Here is a 21012-nt window from a genome sequence, read left to right on the forward strand (position 1 = left end):
CGCGCGCGCTAATCTGGTCACTATGACCGTTGAGATTTCTGATTCCCGTCTAACCAACTCCCTCGCCGATGGCTGCGGCGAAATCCTCAAAGGCGTGCGCAACGGTGGCCTGCTGCGCGGCTTGGCGCTGGGTGATGCCGGCGATGAGGCCGCTCAGGAGTGGATCTCCCGCGTCCTTGAGCAGCACCGTCCCAAGGACGGCGTCCTGTCGGAGGAGGCTGCCGATGACTTGAGCCGTTTGAAGAAGGACCGCGTGTGGATCATTGACCCGCTCGACGGCACGAAGGAGTTCGCCACCGGCCGCCAGGACTGGGCCGTCCACATCGCGCTGGTAGAAAACGGCACCCCGATCCATGCGGCAGTCGGCATGCCGGACATGGGCGTGACCTTTAAGTCCTCTGACGTGCGCGCGGTGACCGGCCCGCTGTCAAAGAAGTTCGTGGTTTCCCGCAACCGCCCGCCGAAGGTAGCGGATTATGTCGCGGAGAAGATGGGCTTTGAGACCGTCGGCGTAGGCTCCGCGGGTGCGAAGGCCATCCACGTGCTGCTCGGTGACTATGACGGATACATCCACGCCGGCGGCCAGTACGAGTGGGACCAGGCCGCCCCGGTGGGCGTGGCCTTGGCCGCGGGCCTGCACTGTTCACGACTGGATGGCTCTCCCATCAAGTTCAATAACGAGGACACCTTCATCCCGGATCTTCTGATCTGCCGCCCGGAGTTGGCAGAGGAGATTCTGGAGCACGCCGCCGCCTACGCGGAGGCCAACGGCGGGTACTAGGTTTCTTGTGTGGTGTTCCCCTCCTACGCAGCGCCGCTAAGTCAAAGTCCCAACTCGTCTGCAAGACGAGCAACCATTCGAGCATGAAACTCGTGGTAGTCATTTAGTGTGTCTTTGCCGAGGTAACCGAAAACCTCGGCATTAATCACGCCAATTATCTGTATCCACGCCTCAAGCGCCTTTTCCATGACGTCAGCGGGAAGTTCCACATCAAGCTCATCAGATGCCGCCGCAAGGTCTTGCGAGAGCTGAGAGGAACGCGGTTCTAACTCTTTAACCGAGGTCTCAGTTAACAAAACGGCTAGTCGCCGACTAACTTTTGTACCCGCACCCGTTGTTTCTGAGGCGGGCGCTTCGTATCCAATGATGGGCGTGCCGTAAATAAGCGCCCACCTTTGAGGAAATTTCAAAGCCCACATCCTCATAGCGGCCACAAGGCTCACGAATTTAGCTCGCGTCCCAGTGGCCGCACCCACTCCTTGGGCAACGGCGCCATCGAGCGCTTCAAACGCATCGATAATCAGCATCGTTAATAGGTGGGCCCTGTCGGGCACATAGCGGTAGATACCCGAAGAAACTATCCCCAAATCACGAGCAATTGCACGCAGATTCAAGGCTTCTGGGCCACCTGCATCAAGCTGCTTTCGTCCGAGCTCAACAATGCGCGACATCGTCTCTTCGCGAGCACGCGCTCTTGGTGTCATCGACATATGAAAACTATATCAACACAAAAGAGAGCACTGCTCTTGACGGTAGCCGAGTGCACCTATAGCCTTAGAGAGCACCAGTCACTAATAAGAGTGGAGGACACTCAATGCACTTTCTCATCACCGGCGCGGGCCCCGTTGGCCGTGCACTATCACGTGAACTCGCAAAAAGAGGGCACACATGCACAATCATGACGCGGCGACAGCCCCAATTCGCCACCAGTGAAAACGTTGATTTCAAGAAGGGCGACGCAACATACAGTGACGCCTACCCAGACCAGATCGACGGCATTGCCCACTGCATCCACGCCCCATATGACGCACAAAAGTGGCGCGACCTACTCATTCCAGCTGAAGAAACCGTGCTGAAGGTAGCCACCCAACTAGGCATCCCCGTCGTCTTCCCCGAATCGATGTATGGGTTCGACCAGACTTACGAGGTGATTTCGCCTGATACTCCCCTCACCCGATCTCGCAATGGAAAACCCGGTGTTCGAGCGACCCTAATCGAGAACCGCTTAGCCTCCCCCTCGCGCACTACCTCGGTAATCGCGGCCGATCTGTACGGACCAGATGCCGGCCCCGGATGCGTCTACCATCAGCTCATCATTGGGAAGAAGCGTCCCCTTGCTCTTTTTAACGCACACGCTAAACACTCGGTCACGTATCTTCCAGACTTTGCACGAGCGTTGGCAGACGCACTTTTAGATGATTCGACACCCCCAATAATTTCCACACCTTGCGCTCCCGCTCTGACTCAAGCTGAGTTTGCTCGACGTGCCGGATGCCAACACTCCCCCATCACTATTCACCCATGGATGCTGAAAGTAGCTGGCGTTGCCAGCACGGGCCTCCGAGGACTGAAAGAAATGAGATACCTGTGGGACCGTCCCTCAATTCTTACCGGCGCCACGTCCTCATGGCAGGCGACCCCAACCGACGAGGCTCTAGAGGTTATTTATCAAGCCCAGCTGTCGAAATAACAAATCTCATCACCAGTACCCCTACCGCTCTACCTAAGATTTCTCCAACGTTCTACACTTGGACATCATGAGTGACACTCCCACCGCTTCTTCAGCCCTCACAACACCATATGAGGACCTCCTGCGCCGCGTCCTGGAAGAAGGCGCTCCCAAAGGCGACCGCACTGGTACCGGTACCCTCTCCCTGTTCGGTGCCCAACTTCGTTATAACTTGGCGGAGTCTTTTCCCCTGCTGACCACCAAGAAGGTCTACTTCCACGGCGTGATTGGTGAGCTGCTGTGGTTCTTGCGCGGCGAATCCAACGTGACGTGGCTGCAGGAGAACAAGGTCCGCATCTGGAACGAGTGGGCCGATGAGGACGGTGAGTTGGGCCCTGTCTACGGCGTGCAATGGCGCTCCTGGCCCACGCCGGATGGCCAGCACATCGACCAAATTCAGGCCGCCCTGGACACGCTCAAGAACAACCCGGATTCCCGCCGCAACCTGGTCTCCGCGTGGAATGTCTCTGAGCTGGACAAGATGGCGCTCATGCCCTGCCACCTGCTGTTCCAGCTCTACGTCGCTGACGGTGCACTCTCCATGCAGGTCTACCAACGCTCCGCGGACATGTTCTTGGGCGTTCCTTTCAACTTGGCCTCCTATGCCGCGCTGACCCACATGTTTGCACAGCAAGCAGGCCTGAAGGTGGGCGAGCTCATCTGGACCGGCGGCGATTGCCACATCTACAACGACCACATCGAACAGGTCAAGGAGCAGCTTTCTCGCGAGCCCCGTGCATACCCGCAGCTCAAGCTCCACAAGGCGCAGGACATGTTCTCCTATGACTTCGATGATTTTGAGGTCATCGGCTACGACCCTCACCCCACCATCAAGGCGCAGGTGTCCGTTTAATGCTGGGCGCAATCTGGGCCCAGTCCCTTGACGGCATCATTGGTGACGGCGTGGTCATGCCCTGGCACGTGCCGGAGGATCTCAAGCACTTCAAGGAAGTGACCATGGGCGCGCCCGTCATCATGGGCCGCAAGACATGGGAATCCCTCAACCCCAAGTTCCGCCCGCTGCCGGGCCGGGAGAACATCGTGCTGTCCAGCCGCGAGCCCGACGAGTGGTCTGCGGGCGCCACCGTGGTGGATAGCATCGACGCCGCACTCGAAACCGCGCCCGGCGACGCCTGGATCACCGGCGGTGGCCAACTTTATAGCTCCGCCCTCGACCGCGTGGATACAATCGAGCTCACCCTCATGGGTGTACAAGTCGGCGATGCCTACGGCGCAGATGCCGTACTCGCCCCGAGCGTTCCGGAAGAATTCAGCCTATCTGCCGATAGTGACTGGCTGACCTCCGAATCAGGCCACCTCACCATTCCCGGCCAGCCCCCGAGCGAGCTGCCCATGAAATACCGATTCCTCACCTACGACAGAAAGGCTGCTGCATAATGGCAACTACCCCCGAAACCACTGAGCACGTCACCATCTTCTTCGCTGACTGGTGCCCGTTCTGTGTAAAGCTGATCAAAAACCTGGACCGCACCGAAACCCCATATGAGCTCGTCGATGTCGAAGGTGAGAACACCGACGACATCAACGCCTGGATTGAATCCGTCAACGACGGCAATCGCATCGTTCCAACCGTCCTCTACTCCGACGACACTCACGCCACCAACCCTTCCGCCAGCGAGGTTCGCGCCAAGTACGCGGAGCTGGCCGGCGAGTAGACCCAAGGCGACGCATTTACCGCCGCCTAAAGCAGGGCTGCTAATCTTACTTAGGTGCGCAACGCACCCCCGCCCCAGTAGCTCAGGGGATAGAGCACGGCTCTCCTAAAGCCGGTGTCGGAAGTTCGAATCTTCTCTGGGGCACGCTGTGAAGTCTCGAGACATCGTTCCGGTCGGTGTCTCGAGATTTTTAGTTGCCCCGACTGGGGTTGAGTTCGTTGTCTTTCTAGTTGTAGTAGATCTTTTCTTCGGTGAGTGTGTAGGCGGCGATTTGTGCCCCAGTGATGGCTATTTTGACGTCGACGTGGTTGTCGACGCAGACCATGGTGATGGGTTCTCCGCCCCATCGGCGTCCGATGTAGAGGCGGCGTAGTTTGTCGCCCCATCGCAGTGCTGTCTTGCCGTTCGTGCCTACTTTGTCGGTGCGTAGTCGGTAGTCGTGCTCTGGTTTGATGTCCGCTTATCTGCATTCGCCCCCATTAAGGGTGAACCTTCAGATCAATACTAGAAATAGTTTATAAACAGTATTATATGTATTAGGCAAGCCTTACCTTGCCTGATTTTCATGAATCGAGGTTTACTATGACCAAACAGTCCTCTACGCCCGCACGGAGTACAAGCTCATCCAGTGGGTCGACGGCACGTTTAAACACCAGAGATCTCATCAACGCTGGCATCTTTGCTGCACTTTACTTTGTAATCACCTTTATAAGCGGAATGATTGGATTCGCAGGACCACAATTCATGTTTATTGGATGGTTCATCGCGGCAATCGCAAACGGAATCGTGCTAGCGCTTTATGCCGCCCGCACGCCCAAAATGGGTGCTTTCACCCTCGTCGGTGGTATTAACGGACTAGCATTCATGCTCACCGGACACTACTTCTGGACCCTGCTGGGAAGCATAATTCTAGGGTTTATCGCGGATTTGATTATTACAAAAAGCCACCTCAGTATTGCCAAATCCTTCCCTATTGCCTACAGCGTCTTCTGTGTCTGGATTTCTATGCCTTTTATCCCGCTAATTCTGGATACGGACTCCTACTACGTCGATATCGCAGACCAAATGGGTCAAGAATATGCCGATGCCATGTCGGATATCTTCCAGCCATGGACCATTGGAGTACTGGCCATTTGTGCGCTCATCGTCGGCTTTATCGGAGGAAAGGTCGGAGTTCGCGTCAGCCGCAAACACTTTGAAAGCGCTGGTCTCCTGTGAGCCTGCCAAAACAGGGCGTGCTTCATCGATCTTCGATCGATCCACGGACCGTGCTGCTTTCTGTTCTAGTAATCAATGCGGTAGCTCTCAGCCACGGCCACCTACCGACACTGCTGATTTCTATCGCTTTCAGCTCCATCGCACTAGCTACAGTAAAGCCACACTATGGTCTTATTTGCCTGTTCGCTTTTGCATTATCCTATCTAGGGTACTGGGGCCTATTACAGCTTCCTGGCTCCACATTTTTCGCTTTTTCAGCGGCAATTTTTTCGTGGCTAAGCCGTTTTGTCATCAGCATGTCCATCGGCACATTCGGCTTGCTCACTCTCACACCATCCACGTTGACCTCAGCACTGCGGGACCTGCGTTTACCAGGCTGGGCCACCATTCCACCGGCGGTATTCCTGCGCGTTTTGCCGATCATCGTGGCAGAAGCCAAAGCCATCCGCGATGCCATGGTCCTTCGGGGTCTCCAGCCTGGAGTAAAAAGCTGGATCACACAGCCCACACAATCGTCCGCGATGTTGATCATCCCCTTATTAGGTGCCGTCGTCCGCGCTGGTGATGAGCTCGCTGCCTCTGCTCTTGTCCGGGGATTGGGAGGACCCGCACGCCCAACCACCACCGCCGATCTTTCCTTCAAGCTTGTCGATGCAACTGCACTAGCTGGGTTGGGCCTCGTTGTTGCCTCTGTCTGGCTTCCCACGGAGGTCCACTTATGAACGAACGCAGTATCGCAACCAGTGTAGACGCCCACAACGTTTCTTTTACATATCCATTGGGAGCTCGGCCAGGTATTCAAGGTGTATCTGATGTGTCTTTTTCTGTCTCTCCAGGACAGTGTCTACTGATTACCGGTGATTCCGGATCGGGAAAGTCCACGGTACTCAAGTTGATCAACGGACTCATCCCCCATTTCAATCCAGGAGAGCTACTAGGCACCATCACTATTATAAAGGATGACCAGGCTTTTACCCCTGCGGAAGAACCGCTGTCCCGAGCCATCGAGTTCAGCGCCTCAGTATTCCAGAATCCAAGGACACAATTTTTCACTGAAAGCGTCAATGCAGAATTGGCCTTCGGGCTAGAAAACCTTGGTGTAGATCCCAAAGAAATTGAGTCGAGGATTCAATCAGCGGTCGAGCTACTAGGCATTAACGATCTTCGGGGCCGGCGATTCAAAGAATTATCCGGTGGGCAGTTACAAACCGTGGCATGCGCATGCGCGCTTGTGTCCCCGGGCAGTCTCGTGCTTCTCGATGAACCCACGTCCAATCTCTCTATGGAAAGCATCGATATTCTTGCACGCGTGCTACACCGCTTGAAGGAATTAGGCACAACGATCATTATCGCTGATCACCGTCTCTTTTTCTTAAAAGATATCGCTGACCAAGTTATTTACTTGACTCAGGGAAAAATAACGCGGAGTTTCCGCGCTCAGGAGTTTTATGCCTTAGACGAACCCGAACGCAAACAATTGGGGCTACGCAGCTTACACCATGTTCCCCTGCCCGCGAGCGTGCCGGTACCACCCACGCTCGAAAACGCCGATCCCCAGCGGAGCGGACTCGAGCTAAGCAACATCTGTTTTTCTTATGGCGCACATGAGGTATTAAACATTGACCACGCATTTTTCCCCAGCGGCGAAGTCACCGCCTTAATCGGGCCCAACGGCGCTGGAAAAACCACCCTCGCCAGGATCATTTGTGGTCTTGCTTCTCCCAAACGCGGCGGTAGTCTCCGTTTGAACAGCAAACGAGTAGGAGCGGCTGCCCGCAGACGTGCCGCGTACATGGTGATGCAAGATGTTGGCCGCCAATTATTCGCAGCCACCACCGAAGAAGAAGTCACGCTCGGACTGGCAAAGAAGAAGCGGGACCACATCGATGTCAATGAGATTCTCCATCGCCTCGATCTGGCAGGAATGGCCCAACGGCATCCGCAGTCTCTGTCCGGTGGGCAACGGCAACGCTTAGCCATAGCTTCAGCCCAAGCCGAGCAAGCAGCGATCTACATCTTCGATGAACCTACCTCTGGCGTGGGCTGGCGCCAACTGCAATCCATCTCTGCGCTACTTCGATCTCTTGCAGCAAGCGGAGCAGTGGTCATCGTCATCACCCATGACCACGAATTCATCCAAGAATCAGTCACCAGAATCATCGATATGACTGACATCAACAAGAATTGAGAAAGAAATGTCTGAACTAAAACAAAGTTCCACAGAATCAAGCAGAACCCACGCACCAGAATCACACGGTGCGTCACCGGAAGAAGAGGCTCGCGCAAAACTAAAAGCCGGCCAAGTCGCTCTAAAAAAACTACTGGCCCCAGTGCAAACAACCATCTACTTCGCACAGTTTCTCGCGCTTATATCCTCGGTACTCGCCGTAGCACCCTACGTCGCGTTGGTGGCACTGGGAAATGCTCTAATCGACGGCAATACTGATGACGTCGCGTCCATTGTGAAATGGCTACTTGCTGCATTTTTGGGCCAGCTATTCTTCTATTTCCTTGCCCTTGCAATCACCCACTTCGCTGATGCAAAGTTGGTGGGGATTAACCGGCGCCGAATTATTACCGCTATTGCGAAAGCACCACTCTCGTGGTTTAGCCAGACTAATTCCGGCAAAGTCCGCAAAGCCGTCGAGGACGATACGTTAACTCTGCACACCCTGACAGCCCATGCTCCTGTAGAGAAGGTCGCCGCGATCTTTACGCCCCTCGCGCTTCTGGTTTATGCCTTTATCTTGGATTGGCGCCTTGGTCTACTTTCTATTGCCACTGTGCCCATTTTCCTAGCAATCCAAGCATATTCAATGAAAGATATGGGCACAAAAACTGCGGAAATGGATAATTATCTGGGTGAGGTCTCTGCGACTGCGGTGGAGTTCTCCGAAGGTATTTCCGTCGTCAAGGCTTTCGGCACCGTTGGCAAAGCCCACGCTCGATATCGCGAAGCTGCCCAAAAATTCGCGGAATTCTATTACGAGTGGGTACGTCCGCTTCTGCGTGTTTCCGCAATCTCAGAGTCTGTGGTGGCGGTTCCTGTCCTCATCCTTATCAATCTAGGAGTCGGTTCCCTGCTGATAGCTGGTGGCTATGTCACGGTCGCTGAAGTCATCGCAACAACGTTAATTGCGCTGGTGCTCCCGGGCACGATTCAAACCGTCGGCCAAATGATGTGGTCTTACCAGCTCGCTGGCAATGCGGCGTTGCGCCTTGATGAAGTCATGACAATTTCCCATGTGAAAGAAGGCCAAAAGAGCCTCGACGCCAATAGTCAAGACATGGAGGTGGAGTTCCATAAGGTCAGCTTTAGCTACGCCCCAGACACACCAGTCCTCCAAGACTTTTCTGCGCAACTAAATGCAGGCACTGTCACGGCATTGATTGGCCCCTCCGGGTCTGGCAAATCCACAGCAGCAACGATGTTGGCGCGTTTCCAGGATCCAGATTCGGGCACAATCACTATCAACAACGTGGATATCCGTGATCTCACTTTCGACAGTTTGTACCGCACTGTGGCTTTCGTCTTACAAGATCCTCACTTACTGCGTATGAGTATTCGGGAAAACATTCGCCTTGCACGCCCAGAAGCCCGCGATGAAGAGATCTGGCAAGCCGCAGAGGCTGCGCACATAGCTGCTGATATTCGCGCTTTACCGGCTGGGCTCGACACCGTTGTTGGTGAGGACACCTCTTTATCCGGTGGACAACAGCAACGCATTTCTATTGCCCGGGCAATCATTACCAATGCCCCAATCTTGATCCTGGATGAAGCTACTGCGGCAACTGATCCTGACTGCGAAGCAGAAATTCAAGCAGCTCTAGCCACACTCGTCAGAGGCAAGACCGTCTTAGTCATCGCCCACAAGCCGGAGTCCATCCAAGGAGCAGACCAAATAATCTGCCTCAAGCCTATGAAGGATAATTCTCATGTCTAATGCCACTACGCCTGTTAGTTCGCGTCTTCGTGATCCGCTACTCACTCGCAGTGTCAAAAAGCTGCAAAGTCCTGTAGGCCATAAGCTCAATAAAAGGTATGCTTGTCTATCGCTTATCGTTGGCGTGCTTGATGGCCTCGCCGTTCTCACGCTCGTGCCACTTACAAAGGCACTCGATGGGGATACGACGATCGCACCATGGATGTGGACGCTTTTGGCAATTGCGCTCGTAGCTTTTGCGCTACGATTTTTCGCAACCATGGCCTCTTACCACACGGCCTTGGATTTCATCCGAGCCGCGCACACGACTGTGGGCGATAAATTAGCAACGCTACCGCTCGGCTGGTTCGTACCGGCTAATACCGGCGGCCTATCTCGCCTCGTTTCAGATCGCTTTATGGTGGCGGCCGAGACCATTGCGCATATTCAAGGAACGATATACCGCGATAGCGCGGCACTTGTCACCTTGTTAGTAGGAGCGTGTTTCTGGAACCCGAAGCTGGGCTTGGTCCTTCTTATCATCGCACCATTGGCGCTCGTGGTGATGCAGTTGGCTGCATGGATTCGTGAGAAAGCATCGAACCGCGCACTGGGGCCGAGTAAAGAGCTCTCCCAGCGCATCGTAGAATTTGCTAACCGTCAACCAGCCCTGCGCGCGGCAGGACAATCACAAGTTTTTGCGCCACTAGAGCAAGCGCTAGAAATCGACCATAAAGCACGAATACGCGAGCTATGGGTATCCACATTAGCTTTGCTACTCAACGGCATAGTAGTGCAGATCTTCATTGTGGCTCTCATTATGGTCTCCGCGGATCTTGCCGTTGAAGGCGCCCTATCGCCACTAGAAACAATTGCGATCATCGGAATCAGCTTGAGGTTTACCCGCACGCTTGAGCAGCTGGGTTCTTCTTTCGTCGGTTTAGATGCCGGCCGTATCGCGCTTGCAGAAACTGAGCTCATCACCGATGCTCCTTCCCTGCCAGAACCCACTACTCCGCGCCTAGGCGATGGTTCGGGAAATGTAGAGCTGCTTAATGTCACGTTTGGATACGGCGATACACCAGTATTGGTAGATGTCACTTTCCATGCTCGACCAGGCACCGTTACCGCCATTGTCGGTCCTTCTGGCTCCGGAAAGACCACAATTGCGCGCCTTATTTCGCGATTCTGGGATGTAGATTCCGGGGCGGTGATGGTTGACGGCGTAGATATCCGCGAGCTTGGAACCGAACAGTTAATGTCCAGGCTGTCCATGGTCTTTCAGGACGTTTACCTCTTCGACGACTCGTTAATCGCTAATATCCGCGTTGGTCGTCCCGACGCCTCCGATGAGGAAGTCTTCCGCGCAGCTGATCTTTCAGGCGTGACTTCTATTGCCAACCGCCTAGGGTGGCATACTCCTGTTGGTGAAGGCGGTCGGCTTCTATCCGGTGGTGAACGCCAGCGCGTATCTGTAGCTCGCGCGCTTCTCAAGCAAGCGCCGATTGTACTCTTTGATGAGGCTACCTCCGCGCTCGATGCAGAAAATGAGGCAAACATTCTTGCTGCGATGGACGAGCTACGGGAGCAATCTACTTTTATTGTCATCGCCCATAAGCTGGATACAATCAAATCTGCTGATCAAATCGTAGTCTTGGATGAACACGGGCAAGTCAGCCAGCTGGGCACGCATTCTGAGCTTTCCGATGTCCCCGGTATCTACCGTCACTTCTGGCAGCAACGCAAAGCAGCACGCGGGTGGAAAATCAGTTCGGGACGCGATTAACGCGGGCACCGAGATCGGCGTTGTTTGCGGGGGCACCCTTCTCCCCCGCAGCACGGAGCACCCTAAGTGCACCGACAAAGCTCAGAGCGAAGAATGCGGTAGCGGCTACGAGCGACCACTGCGCGGCGTTGGCCATGCCTTCGCTTAAGGCCCACACCACTGCCCCAGGCGCACGGTGGTTTGCGTTGCGGAGGCTTGCCCGGAGTCATCGACGGGAATATCCCGCAGCATCGTGCCGGTCAGCTGCGCGGAGGCGAACCCTAGGCCCAAGCCGTACAGGGTCAGCGGCGCGGCGATGATCCAACCATTCGTATCCGGCCCCATAAGCAGGACGAGGATAAGGACGCCGACGGCTTCCAAGCCGAGCCCAATGAGCACGGTGCCAGGCGCCCCGTACCGTGCCGCGACGTGGGGGCTGCTGCAACGGAGAAGAATGCACCGATTGCCGTGGCTGCCAGCACCAGGCCAGACAACACCGTGCAGAGGTCCAACGTATTAATCAGGTACAGCAGCAACACGAAGATGATGGCAAACTCGCCGATTGCTACCGCACCAGCGGTGATATTGTCCCACGAGAACGTGGAATAAGAAAACAATTCAAGATACAACAGCACCGAGCGGTGACCCCGCTCGCGGTGCTTTTCCGACCTGATTAACAGCGCGAAGCCCACGGCCGAAACCGTGAGCCCTAGCGGAACCGGTGAAATAGCCGCGTTTTCGAACCAGGTCCAGCCAAAGAAGCTGAATGAGGATTGGGGCTCCCACCAGCCTAGGTCGGGCCCTCGATAATCGCGAATACCAGGACACCCATTCCGTCAGTGCACCACCGGCAAGGGTCCGACCGCTGCCGCACCGGAAATTACCGCGCCCCACACACCAAAGGCTGTTGCGCGGTATTTGCCGCGGAATACGGTTTACCCGTGGAAAGCGTGGAAGGCATGATGAACGCAGCACCGATTGCCTGTACTGCGCGCGCGGAGATCCACGTGGCGGTCGAGGTAGGAAATCCCGCCAATACGCTGCCTGCCACGAATATTGTCAGGCCGGTGAGGAAGGCGCGCTTGCGTCCCCAGGTATCCGCAATCTTGCCCCGTCGCAGAGCAGCTCCGCCAGTAGCACCGCATAGAGGCTGTTGACCCACTGCGCCTGCGTCAGGTTGAGCTGCAGGTCAGTGATGATTGAAGTGTCCCTGTTTTGTCCCGACTGAGTAGATAGGACAAAACCTGGGGCACTTTAACTCCAGAACCGAGAGCCGTTCAGCCTAAACGTGTCATTCTCCGTGAATAGTGGACGAGAATTCACAGTTTTCGCCTGCCATTTACCGTGAATGACATCAAGCACTGACGCTGGGACACGTCAGGCTCAGACGGCCTGAGCCTTTTCGTTGATGCGCGCTACACATTCAGTCGGGTTCTCCAAGGAAACGATGAACCGATCGAAATGCTCGTCTTTAAGCTCGATGACAACGGCATTCTCATAGCCGCTAATGTTCCAGAAATGTCGGCCGCCATCCGCGTGGAAGGTGCCCGCTAGCTTCTGTCCACTGCGCAGCCCCGGCGCACGAAAACCTTTTGGCTCATGCTTCATGCCAGGGTCATGGGTAGCGCCTCGCACATGCTCCCACGGAACCTTGATACTGCCGGTCAACGACCAGAGCTTATCTAGCCCGAGTGGTTCGACGATGAGTTCTGTTTCTGTCAGAGTGAGTTTGTTGTTCATGATGCCTCCCCTTAGTGTTTGCGTCCTTGTGCACGGGCGAGCGCATGCTGCCCTAACGATTCCGGGCCCGTGAAGCACAGTTCATAAGCCCGCTGGATAAGCTCGCGTAAATCCTTACTGACTGGCGCCACCTCAACCAGTGCCACCACCACGAAGTCCTTTGTCGCATCCGATACTCGGCCGCCTTCAGCTTCAGCGCACACCGTTTCAGCTGCTGCACGAAACAGTCCATGCTTCGAGCCATAAAGGTTGTAGAAGCTGGACCGGTTAAGTCCCAGTTGATTCACCACATCATCCACTGAGACTGCAGTGAATCCGTTCGTGCCAAATAACGCGATCGCGCCGGCAAGAACTTCTTTTTCATTGAATTTACGAGGCCGTCCCATAAGTTTCACACTACTCATTCCAGAATGGTTTGTCCATAACTAGATTGCCGTTGGCCACGCAGCGAAGCCGCTTCATCGAAGCAACGTTTCTAACAAATAGTGACCGCCGCGAAATGTAGCAACACAACAGAAAATCCCCCGTCTCACTGTGAGACGGGGGATGGAGGTTAGTGGGCTGAGCTCTCTAGTTCAGGCCCGGAATCTTCGGCAGCTGTGGCTGTGGGATGTTCAGACCGAAGATGCGGTTGATGGTGGGAATGAGGCCGTAGGCAGCACCGCCAAGGACTGCGATGACTGCCAGGATTGGAGCAATAATCTTCGCGCCGCGGCTCGAGCCGGCGAAGAAGGCCGCAGCCATGTCGTCGGCGGAAGGTTCGTTGGTGTGAGTCGGTTCAGTGGGCTTGGTTGGCTCGCTAGGCGTCGTGGTGGAGGTGGTCGGCCCTTCCTCCTTTGCGGCAGGGCGGGCGGTGAGCCACTCATCGGAGTCCAGAACGCCCTGGGTCAGGCGGGTCTCACCAATCCAGCCGTACCACGGGTCCTGCGGCTTGCGGTTATCAAAGCCAGCGCCCATGACCCACTGCAGGTCGCGCGGGAGCAAGCCCTCAGCGCCCTTGGCGTTACGCAGGATAGGAGCACCGTTAATGAACATCTCTACGGTGTCGGAGTCCGGCTTGTTTACTACGGCGATGTGCATCCACTCATCGGTGGGAACCTCGTGAGACCACACGGTCGAGCCTTCACCTTCCTTGGGCTCCGCCCACCAGCGCAGCTCACGCAGGTTGGAGATGCCGAACATGACGGTGGGGTCGGTGTCATCAGAGCCGTCGACAAGCTCAGCAATGCTGGAGTCGCGGGAGAGCGCACTCCCCCAGCCGTGCTCAGAGCCGTTGAAATACTTCGGGATCTTCACGAAGGACTCGAAGGTGTAGCCCGCGGAGGTATCGACCTTGTTGATCTCAGCGCCCTCCTTGGAGCGGAACTCCGCCATCGCGAGCTTGCCGGCCGGGTCAGACCAGTAGAGGGAGCCGGAATCGGAGGACAGCGGGTGGTGGTCCGTGCTGTAAGTGATGCGCTCGCCCAGGTTGGAAGGGCCGCCTTCGCGAACCAGGTCACCGGCACCGTCGGAACCGAAGGCATCCGGAATGATTGCGCCTTCGGTGGCCACGTCGCCGTCGGCAAGCTGCTTGCCGTCCTTGTCCTTGGTCTGGCCTGGGCGCCAGTGGAAGACGGTCTCATCAGCCTTCACGTAGTCATTCGGGCCCTCCGGCAGCTGGTCCTGCGGAATGGTGTACGGGGTGTAGCCTTCCTCAACGATGTCGCGGGCCTTCTGGCCAAGATCCGGGTCATTTTCATCACCGATGCTCCACTCCGGGGCGAAGTCAGCGAAGCGCTCCTTGAAGTTGAGCGGCACGTGGTAGCTATCGCCTTTGCCGTCGAGAATGAGCTTGTCGAACTGCGTGAGCTCCTTAGCTGGCTTCTGTGCCACCCACGGGGACAGGGCGGTCATCTCCAGTTCGTTGCCGGAGAGGTCAAACTCCAGCACGCCGAGCAGGCCATTGCCGCCCTGATAGGCCATCTGATAATCCTGCAAGATGCCGATGACGTCGTGGCCCGCATCGTTCTTGTCCACGCGGTAGCCCGCGCCGTGGTGGTGGCCGCCCATAGTGAGGAAGATCTGGTCGTTCTTCTTAATGAACTTGTCCCACAGGCCCTGGCCATAGTCATCGGAGTAGAAGACCTCGCCAGCGCCATTAATGTTGAGCACCTCGTGGCTGGTGAGGATGACCGGCAGGTCTGGGTGAGCGTCGAGAACTCCCTGTGCCCAGTCCAGCGCCGCATCATCCGCGCGCCAGGCCAGCGCCAGAACCAGGTATTTCTGGCCCTCGGCTTCAAAAATGTGGTACTCGGAGTCGCTGTTAACCGCGGTATGGCGCTCCTGGAAGGTTTCCGGGTTGGCGGCCTTCGCGCGCTCAGCGCTGAAGTAGTCGTTGTAGGGATGCGCTGAACCATCCTGAATCATGTCGTGGTTGCCCGGGAGGATGGAGTAGTTCAGGTCGGAATCATCGAGGACCTTCATGGCTTCATCGGCAACCTTCCACTCGCCGTCGACGTCCGGCTGGTCCACCACGTCACCAAGGTGCGTCGCGAAGTCCATGTTCAGCGCTTCCTGGTTCTTCACCAGCCACTCGACCTGTGCCTTAAACGGTTCACTGCCGTAGCGCGCCTGGGCCAGGTTGCCCGTTTCCGGTGTGGAGTAACGGGAATAGAACTGGGTATCCGGCAGCACGCCGATGCTAAAACGCGAGCCCAGGCCTTCTGCAGGTTCGGCAGCAGAGGCAGGGGCAACGAGGAACGTACCGGCCACCGAAGCGGTGACCACGGTGCCGAGCAGGCGGCGAGAAGTCATAGATCTTCCAATCACAGTGAATAAAGCCAAAAGAGACACCAGAAATATATTCTGCGCAGCTTGCCCCCACGTAACGACCGCATGAACGCCCGTTTAAAAGATTATCCGCCGCTAGGATGAACGCTCATGAGCAATATCACGAAGAAATACAACGTCGATGTCACCCGCGTAGATACCGGCCACTACCGTGCCACGAATGCTGCGGGCGCGACCCTCGAATTCGGCTCGGGCGAGGGACTACTGAGTCCGGTCGAGCTGTTGCTCGCTGCCGTGGCGGGCTGCTCGGCCGTGGATGTCGACGTAGTTACCTCCCGGCGCACGGAGCCGGAGCTTTTCGACGTCCATGTGGAAGGCACCCGCGTCGACGAGGACGGCGCCTCAAGGCTGAGCGACGTCGACGTGGAATTCTCCCTCCGCTTCCCTGATACCGACGCCGGCCGCCAAGCCCAGTCCATGGTGGATCGCCTCGTGCGCATCTCCCACGACAAGGACTGCACCGTGTCCCGCACGGTAGAAAACCCCACCAACGTCACGTTCCGCACGACCCAGCCCTAAGGCTGCACGCCTTAAGCGCCTGTGGGGCGCTTTAAGCGAAAGGGTTATCGTCGCGCGAGGGGTTCTCCTCCCAGGATTCGGCGAAGGGGTTGCCCATAGCTTCCTGCACGTTGCGAGGGCCGTCCCCAAAAGGGTTGCGCCCAGCATCGCGGTGCCGGCGGCGATAGCGTTCAAGGTCCGCTTGGGCCATGTATCCCAGCTCTTCGCCTTCCACCATGAGCCAAGGAAGCGGGTTGGGATCCACCATGCGGCGCGGCCGACCCTGATGCGGTGAGGACAACATCGTGCGGATATCCGCCCGCGCCTGGTCCAGTTCCCCGAGGTCCTTCGGACTTAACGCGGTTTTGACGGTTTGCCCGCCTCCGGCCCCAACCACCTCGACCTTGATCATGCTGAAACTAAAGACTCCAGTAGGAACCGAGGGGTTACGCATATCTACCTTGTCGAAGGCAAGAACGTCGTCATCATCGAAAACCAGGATGAGACCCTGCGGGGTGATGTATGCCCAAGCCTCGTGCTGCATATCAACGTCTACCCGGTAGAAACCGATAATTGGCTCGTCCGGCTCCAGCAAACCATAGGCGTTGAGCTGTATCGTTCCCACACCACCACACTGCGCAAAGCCGTGATCCCACAGGCATTTCACCTGCCCTTGCAGCAGAACTTCCCACAAGCCACGAATGAAGTCAGACAGGAGAGCTCCGTATTTATTGGCTAGCGGCTTGTGGACACGCAGGTAGCCGGAACGGATCTCAAACACGATGGGATAGGTCAGGGGCAACGACTCAACGAAGGCTTCATCGATATCCATGCGGTCACTATTCGCCTCGATGAATTCCTCCGCAGGAAAAAGGTGCTCCACCACGAGGGTGTTTCCTTCTTCACGGGTATCGAGGATCCACTGAGAGTTCCGGCGACAGTTCTCGATGTAGCCCTGAAGCATCGCTTGCACCTCAGCATCGCTGAACTGCTGGTGGTTCAGCCGGAAAACGCTGTCTCCCTGAATGAAACGCATTCTCAGCTCTTCAGCCATACTTATCCCTCCGTCGTTTGGGGCTCCGTGGTGAAATTTTAGACCATAGTGACTAAAGTTATCCCAGATACTTTCTTCACCCTCGCCTGCATCGTTGCATTCAGCCCTTTAGGAGAACTCCACTATGCCTCTGTCCCGCCGCTCGCTCATCAAGGCCGGCGCTCTCGCGCTGACCGCCGGCGCCATCGGCAGCCAAGCACCCGCTGCGCTCGCCGTGGGCCCAGCTTTAGGCACCATCATTGACTTCTCCGCCGGTGTCCCTTCTGCGCGCGCAATCAAGGCTGCAGGCCACCTTGGCGCCATTCGCTATGTTTCCCAGCGCCGCCCCGGCGCCGACTGGATGAAGGGCAAGCCCGTCACGCTGGCGGAGACGAAGGCCAACGCCGCAGTCGGCCTGAAGACCGCCTCCATTTACCAGTTCGGACGTGCCGAGACCGCCGACTGGCTCAACGGCGCTGCGGGCGCTGCAGTCCACGCACCGCAGGCCATCGCCATCCACAAGGCCGCTGGTGGGCCGACGGGCCGCCCGATCTACATCGCGATCGATGACAACCCCACCCGTGCCCAGTACGAGAACCAGATTCGCCCCTACCTCAAGGCCTTCTCGACGGCGCTGAGCGCCGCCGGCTACCAGACCGGCGTGTACGGCAATTACAACGTCATCGACTGGTGCGTCAACGACCGCATTGGCCAGTTCTACTGGATGCACGATTGGGGTTCGGGCAGCAAGATTCACCCGCGCACCACCATCCACCAAAAAGCCAAGAACCAAGCCACCATCGACGGCGTGACCTGCGATATCAACACCGTCTACGCCAACGACTGGGGCCAGTGGACCCCGGGCCAAGGCGCGGTGACTCCGCCCAAGGTCAAGGACATCCCGACCGTGCCGGACAACATCCCGCTGCCCAACATCACCCTGCCGGATCCCACTGGTCGCGGCTCCAGCGTGAGCAGCGATGGCATCACCATTGCTGGTTCTTCCATCAGCAATGATCAGGTGCGCGGAGCGGTAGATATCCTCAACACCGTGCGCAAGTCCATGGGCTAATAGCCGTCCCGGGGCGCGGTCTTCTAGCGCGCCCCGGGGGTCTTCGAGGCCGACGCTTTAGACGTTGGCTGAGAGGACGGCACAGAGGAAGACGGTTCCGAAGAGGAAGATGTCGCGGCAGCCGACGTCGCCGTCGTGGAGGTCGCAGTGGGCGCAGCGCTGGACGTCGTCAAGCGCGTGGCAACAGCGCCAGGATTAGCCAGCGCCTCCTTGTTCAAGTTGTTGCCCTTCACCAGGTTCTTACCGGTGATCTCCTTGCGTACATAAGACGTGAGTTCCTGAGCGCTGCCTTCGATGGACGCAGCTACAACGAAGTTCTCCCCAAAAGACACCGAGGAATGGCGGTCCTTACTGTCCGACCATCCCCATTTAGAGCCCACGACGTCGCTCAGCTTCGCGGTGCCATAGTTCTGCTCATATCCGTCGGCCGATACGGCATCGGCGTGGGACATCGCCACCAACACAGGGTGCGTCGGATCATCCTCCATGAGCTGGACAATAAACCGCACGACGTCGTACGTAGAGGTCATGGAATGCCCCCAGTCCTCCCCCGCGGACGTGGACTCCAAGCCGTATTCCTTAGCGATGGCATCGATAGATCGCGGATATTTCTCAAAGAGCTGTGCGGCGCTCTCGTCAGAGGAATCAGCAATCATATCCAGCGCTACGTACTTGTCCTCAAAGGACCCGCGTTCCAGCACGTAGGTGGCGATGTAGAGCTTGATCAGGCTCAGCGCATAGCGCGGCTGGTGTTCGGTGGTCGAGCCCATGTGCATGCCCGTCTCAATGCGGTAATACGTGATGGCCTTGGACTCATCGCCCTTGAGGAACTGACCTACCGAGTCCGGGACAGCGGCCAGCTGCAGCTGCCCCTTCCTATGGGTGATGGGGCCAGGTTTGCGTGCGCTGGTCTGCGCTGAACCGCCAGCCGAGGAGTCTTCTTCGTGCGCTGGCGAGCACGCGACGAGAGAGGCAGCACCGAGTACGCACGCCAGAAGGGCGGCGCCAGCTCGCGCTGACGCCGCCCTGTGAGAAGGCTGAGAGTAAAACACGATGTTTGATTCTACTCTCTACCGCCTGAAACGGTGTGATTGAGGCGTTTTAGTGATCCACCGGCGCCTCAACGCCCACGCCGGTCAGGGAGCGAACCTCCATCTCGGCGGACAGCTCATCCAGGTTGTCCGGCGGGGTCATGATGGAGACGATCCAGCCAGCAAAGAAGGCCAGCGGGATGGTGACCAGACCCGGGGAGGACAGTGGGAAGATGGACCAGTCAGCGTTCGGGAACATCGAGGTCGGGGTACCGGAGACTGCCGGGGACAGGAAGATGAGCACCAAGCAGGAGATGACACCGGTGTACATCGATGCCACGGCACCTGCGGTGTTGAATCGACGCCAGTACAGGGAGTACAGGATGGTCGGCAGGTTGGCGGAGGCAGCCACGGCAAAGGCCAGGGATACCAGGAAGGCAACGTTCTGGGTCATGGCCAGAATGCCCAGGATGATGGAGACAATGCCCAGGACGACCACGGTGATTTGGGAAACGCGGACCTGCTCAGCCTCGGTGGACTCACCGTTGCGGATGACGGAGTGGTAGATATCGTGCGCAATAGAGGCTGAGGCGGTGATGGCGAGGCCGGCGACAACAGCCAGAACGGTAGCGAAGGCCACCGCGGAGATGACCGCCATGAAGATGGAACCACCGATTTCCAGCGCCAGCAGCGGTGCCGCAGAGTTTGCGCCACCCGGTGCGGCGAGAATGCGGTCCGGGCCAACGAGGGCGGCCGCGCCGTAGCCCAGAACCAGGGTCATGAGGTAGAAGGCACCGATGATGACGATAGCCCAGGTAACAGAGCGGCGAGCTTCGGTAGCGGTCGGCACCGTGTAGAAGCGCATGAGAACGTGCGGCAGACCGCCAACACCGAGAACGAGGGCGATACCCAGGGAGATGAAGTCCAGCTTGGTGGTGAGGTTCTTGCCGTACTTCAGACCCGGCTCCATAATCTGGGTGGCCTCGTAGCCGCCTTCCTTGATAGCAGCGGAGCTAGCGTGCATATCAATCGCTTGGGTGAAGAGCGTGCTGAAGCCCCCCTTGAGCATGACGAAGGTGAGGATGCACATGATGACCACACCGGTCACAAGGAGCACGGCCTTGATCATCTGCACGTAGGTCGTGCCCTTCATGCCGCCGACAAGGACGTAGACGATCATGAGGATGCCCACGATGCCGACGACGACGGCCTGCCACTTGAACTCATGAATATCCAGCAGCACGGCAACCAGGGAGCCGGCACCGGCCATCTGCGCAATGAGGTAGAACAACGACACAAACAGGGTCGAAATCGCCGCCGCCACGCGCACCGGGCGCTGCTTGAGACGGAAGGACAGCACGTCCGCCATGGTGAAACGGCCGACGTTACGCATTGGCTCGGCGACGAGCATCAGCGCAACGAGCCAGGCGACGAAAAAGCCCACTGAGTAAAGGAAGCCATCGTAGCCATTGAGCGCCACGGCACCCACGATGCCCAGGAAGGATGCGGCGGACAGGTAGTCGCCAGAGATAGCAAGGCCGTTTTGCCGGCCGGAGAAGCTACCGCCGCCGGTGTAAAAGTCAGAGGCTTCCTTGGTGGACTTTCCGGCTTTCAGCACCACGTACATGGTGACAACAAGGAACGCCGCGAAGACTGAAATATTCAGAATCGGGTTGCCGGCGGAGGATTCCGCTGCGGCCAAGGTAATGGTCTGCAT

At 57.2% G+C, this 21012-nt stretch carries 21 protein-coding genes, 1 tRNA gene and 1 pseudogene; 13 read left to right on the forward strand and 10 right to left on the reverse strand.

What is annotated here, in order from left to right:
* Positions 1-22 precede the first annotated feature (22 nt).
* Positions 23-781 carry a 3'(2'),5'-bisphosphate nucleotidase CysQ gene (locus HMPREF2537_RS12060; RefSeq protein WP_198525898.1) on the forward strand — a complete coding sequence of 253 codons (759 nt, stop codon included), beginning with the start codon at positions 23-25 and terminating at the stop codon, positions 779-781.
* 41 nt (positions 782-822) lie between these two features.
* On the opposite strand, the gene HMPREF2537_RS12065 is transcribed toward HMPREF2537_RS12060, so the two are convergent.
* Complete coding sequence (locus HMPREF2537_RS12065; RefSeq protein WP_049155183.1) at positions 823-1491, reverse strand: TetR/AcrR family transcriptional regulator; 669 nt, start codon at positions 1489-1491, stop codon at positions 823-825.
* A gap of 104 nt (positions 1492-1595) precedes the next feature.
* Here HMPREF2537_RS12065 and HMPREF2537_RS12070 point away from each other — a divergent pair, with 104 nt between their 5' ends.
* The 5 genes from HMPREF2537_RS12070 (at position 1596) to HMPREF2537_RS12090 (ending at position 4330) form a co-directional block, all read left to right on the forward strand.
* On the forward strand, positions 1596-2471 hold the full coding sequence (locus HMPREF2537_RS12070; RefSeq protein ID WP_049155185.1) for an NAD-dependent epimerase/dehydratase family protein: 876 nt from the start codon (positions 1596-1598) through the stop codon (positions 2469-2471).
* Between the two features lie 67 nt (positions 2472-2538).
* A complete protein-coding gene (locus HMPREF2537_RS12075) occupies positions 2539-3363 on the forward strand; it encodes a thymidylate synthase (RefSeq protein ID WP_049155187.1) in 825 nt (274 codons plus the stop codon).
* Positions 3363-3908 carry a dihydrofolate reductase gene (locus tag HMPREF2537_RS12080; RefSeq protein WP_070529404.1) on the forward strand — a complete coding sequence of 182 codons (546 nt, stop codon included), beginning with the start codon at positions 3363-3365 and terminating at the stop codon, positions 3906-3908. Before HMPREF2537_RS12075 ends, HMPREF2537_RS12080 begins: the two co-directional genes overlap by 1 nt.
* Entirely contained in the window at positions 3908-4186 is a 279-nt protein-coding gene (locus HMPREF2537_RS12085; protein WP_070529409.1) for a glutaredoxin domain-containing protein, read from the forward strand. The genes HMPREF2537_RS12080 and HMPREF2537_RS12085 overlap by 1 nt, the downstream gene beginning before the upstream one ends.
* A gap of 71 nt (positions 4187-4257) precedes the next feature.
* A tRNA-Arg gene (locus HMPREF2537_RS12090) sits at positions 4258-4330 on the forward strand.
* Positions 4331-4351: 21 nt separating this feature from the next.
* Here the strand turns inward: HMPREF2537_RS12090 and HMPREF2537_RS12580 are convergent.
* Positions 4352-4628: pseudogene (locus HMPREF2537_RS12580) on the reverse strand (IS481 family transposase); the annotation flags it as partial.
* A 140-nt stretch (positions 4629-4768) separates the two neighbouring features.
* On the opposite strand from HMPREF2537_RS12580, the gene HMPREF2537_RS12100 reads away from it, so the two are divergent.
* The 5 genes from HMPREF2537_RS12100 to HMPREF2537_RS12120 are packed head-to-tail and all read left to right on the forward strand — an operon-like array spanning position 4769 to position 11113.
* A complete protein-coding gene (locus HMPREF2537_RS12100) occupies positions 4769-5404 on the forward strand; it encodes an MptD family putative ECF transporter S component (protein ID WP_070529416.1) in 636 nt (211 codons plus the stop codon).
* Positions 5405-5454: 50 nt separating this feature from the next.
* Positions 5455-6126 carry an energy-coupling factor transporter transmembrane component T family protein gene (locus HMPREF2537_RS12105; protein WP_232748473.1) on the forward strand — a complete coding sequence of 224 codons (672 nt, stop codon included), beginning with the start codon at positions 5455-5457 and terminating at the stop codon, positions 6124-6126.
* Positions 6123-7592 (forward strand): ABC transporter ATP-binding protein, encoded by a 1470-nt coding sequence (locus tag HMPREF2537_RS12110; protein WP_012714930.1) that lies wholly within the window; start codon positions 6123-6125, stop codon positions 7590-7592. The genes HMPREF2537_RS12105 and HMPREF2537_RS12110 overlap by 4 nt, the downstream gene beginning before the upstream one ends.
* Positions 7593-7599: 7 nt before the next feature.
* Positions 7600-9348, forward strand: coding sequence for an ABC transporter ATP-binding protein (locus HMPREF2537_RS12115; RefSeq protein ID WP_070529421.1), 1749 nt, complete (start codon positions 7600-7602; stop codon positions 9346-9348).
* On the forward strand, positions 9341-11113 hold the full coding sequence (locus tag HMPREF2537_RS12120) for an ABC transporter ATP-binding protein (RefSeq protein WP_070529423.1): 1773 nt from the start codon (positions 9341-9343) through the stop codon (positions 11111-11113). The genes HMPREF2537_RS12115 and HMPREF2537_RS12120 overlap by 8 nt, the downstream gene beginning before the upstream one ends.
* 144 nt (positions 11114-11257) lie before the next feature.
* Here HMPREF2537_RS12120 and HMPREF2537_RS12125 read toward each other — a convergent pair whose 3' ends face one another.
* The 5 genes from HMPREF2537_RS12125 to HMPREF2537_RS12145 form a co-directional block, all read right to left on the reverse strand.
* The gene (locus HMPREF2537_RS12125) at positions 11258-11491 is read right to left on the reverse strand and encodes a hypothetical protein (RefSeq protein ID WP_070517043.1); all 234 of its coding nucleotides are present in this window, start codon (positions 11489-11491) and stop codon (positions 11258-11260) included.
* Between the two features lie 481 nt (positions 11492-11972).
* Positions 11973-12254 carry an MFS transporter gene (locus HMPREF2537_RS12700; RefSeq protein ID WP_118779515.1) on the reverse strand — a complete coding sequence of 94 codons (282 nt, stop codon included), beginning with the start codon at positions 12252-12254 and terminating at the stop codon, positions 11973-11975.
* A gap of 221 nt (positions 12255-12475) precedes the next feature.
* On the reverse strand, positions 12476-12832 hold the full coding sequence (locus tag HMPREF2537_RS12135) for a hypothetical protein (protein ID WP_070517041.1): 357 nt from the start codon (positions 12830-12832) through the stop codon (positions 12476-12478).
* Between the two features lie 11 nt (positions 12833-12843).
* Positions 12844-13218, reverse strand: coding sequence for a TetR/AcrR family transcriptional regulator (locus tag HMPREF2537_RS12140; RefSeq protein WP_230308896.1), 375 nt, complete (start codon positions 13216-13218; stop codon positions 12844-12846).
* A gap of 184 nt (positions 13219-13402) precedes the next feature.
* Positions 13403-15625, reverse strand: coding sequence for a LamG-like jellyroll fold domain-containing protein (locus HMPREF2537_RS12145; RefSeq protein WP_070529427.1), 2223 nt, complete (start codon positions 15623-15625; stop codon positions 13403-13405).
* Between the two features lie 126 nt (positions 15626-15751).
* Between HMPREF2537_RS12145 and HMPREF2537_RS12150 the strand changes: the two genes are divergently transcribed.
* Positions 15752-16180 (forward strand): OsmC family protein, encoded by a 429-nt coding sequence (locus HMPREF2537_RS12150; RefSeq protein ID WP_070529428.1) that lies wholly within the window; start codon positions 15752-15754, stop codon positions 16178-16180.
* A gap of 31 nt (positions 16181-16211) precedes the next feature.
* Here the strand turns inward: HMPREF2537_RS12150 and HMPREF2537_RS12155 are convergent, their stop codons facing one another.
* On the reverse strand, positions 16212-17195 hold the full coding sequence (locus HMPREF2537_RS12155; protein ID WP_246820329.1) for a hypothetical protein: 984 nt from the start codon (positions 17193-17195) through the stop codon (positions 16212-16214).
* 142 nt (positions 17196-17337) lie between these two features.
* On the opposite strand from HMPREF2537_RS12155, the gene HMPREF2537_RS12160 reads away from it, so the two are divergent.
* Complete coding sequence (locus HMPREF2537_RS12160) at positions 17338-18264, forward strand: DUF1906 domain-containing protein (protein WP_070529433.1); 927 nt, start codon at positions 17338-17340, stop codon at positions 18262-18264.
* A 23-nt stretch (positions 18265-18287) separates the two neighbouring features.
* Here HMPREF2537_RS12160 and HMPREF2537_RS12165 read toward each other — a convergent pair whose 3' ends face one another.
* Together HMPREF2537_RS12165 and HMPREF2537_RS12170 are read right to left on the reverse strand one after the other, a co-directional pair.
* Entirely contained in the window at positions 18288-19316 is a 1029-nt protein-coding gene (locus HMPREF2537_RS12165; protein WP_070529436.1) for a hypothetical protein, read from the reverse strand.
* Positions 19317-19365: 49 nt separating this feature from the next.
* Positions 19366-21012, reverse strand: a complete 1647-nt coding sequence (locus HMPREF2537_RS12170; protein ID WP_070529438.1) for a solute symporter family protein — start codon at positions 21010-21012, stop codon at positions 19366-19368.

The organism is Corynebacterium sp. HMSC074E01, assembly GCF_001808885.1.
Classification (GTDB): Bacteria; Actinomycetota; Actinomycetes; order Mycobacteriales; family Mycobacteriaceae; genus Corynebacterium.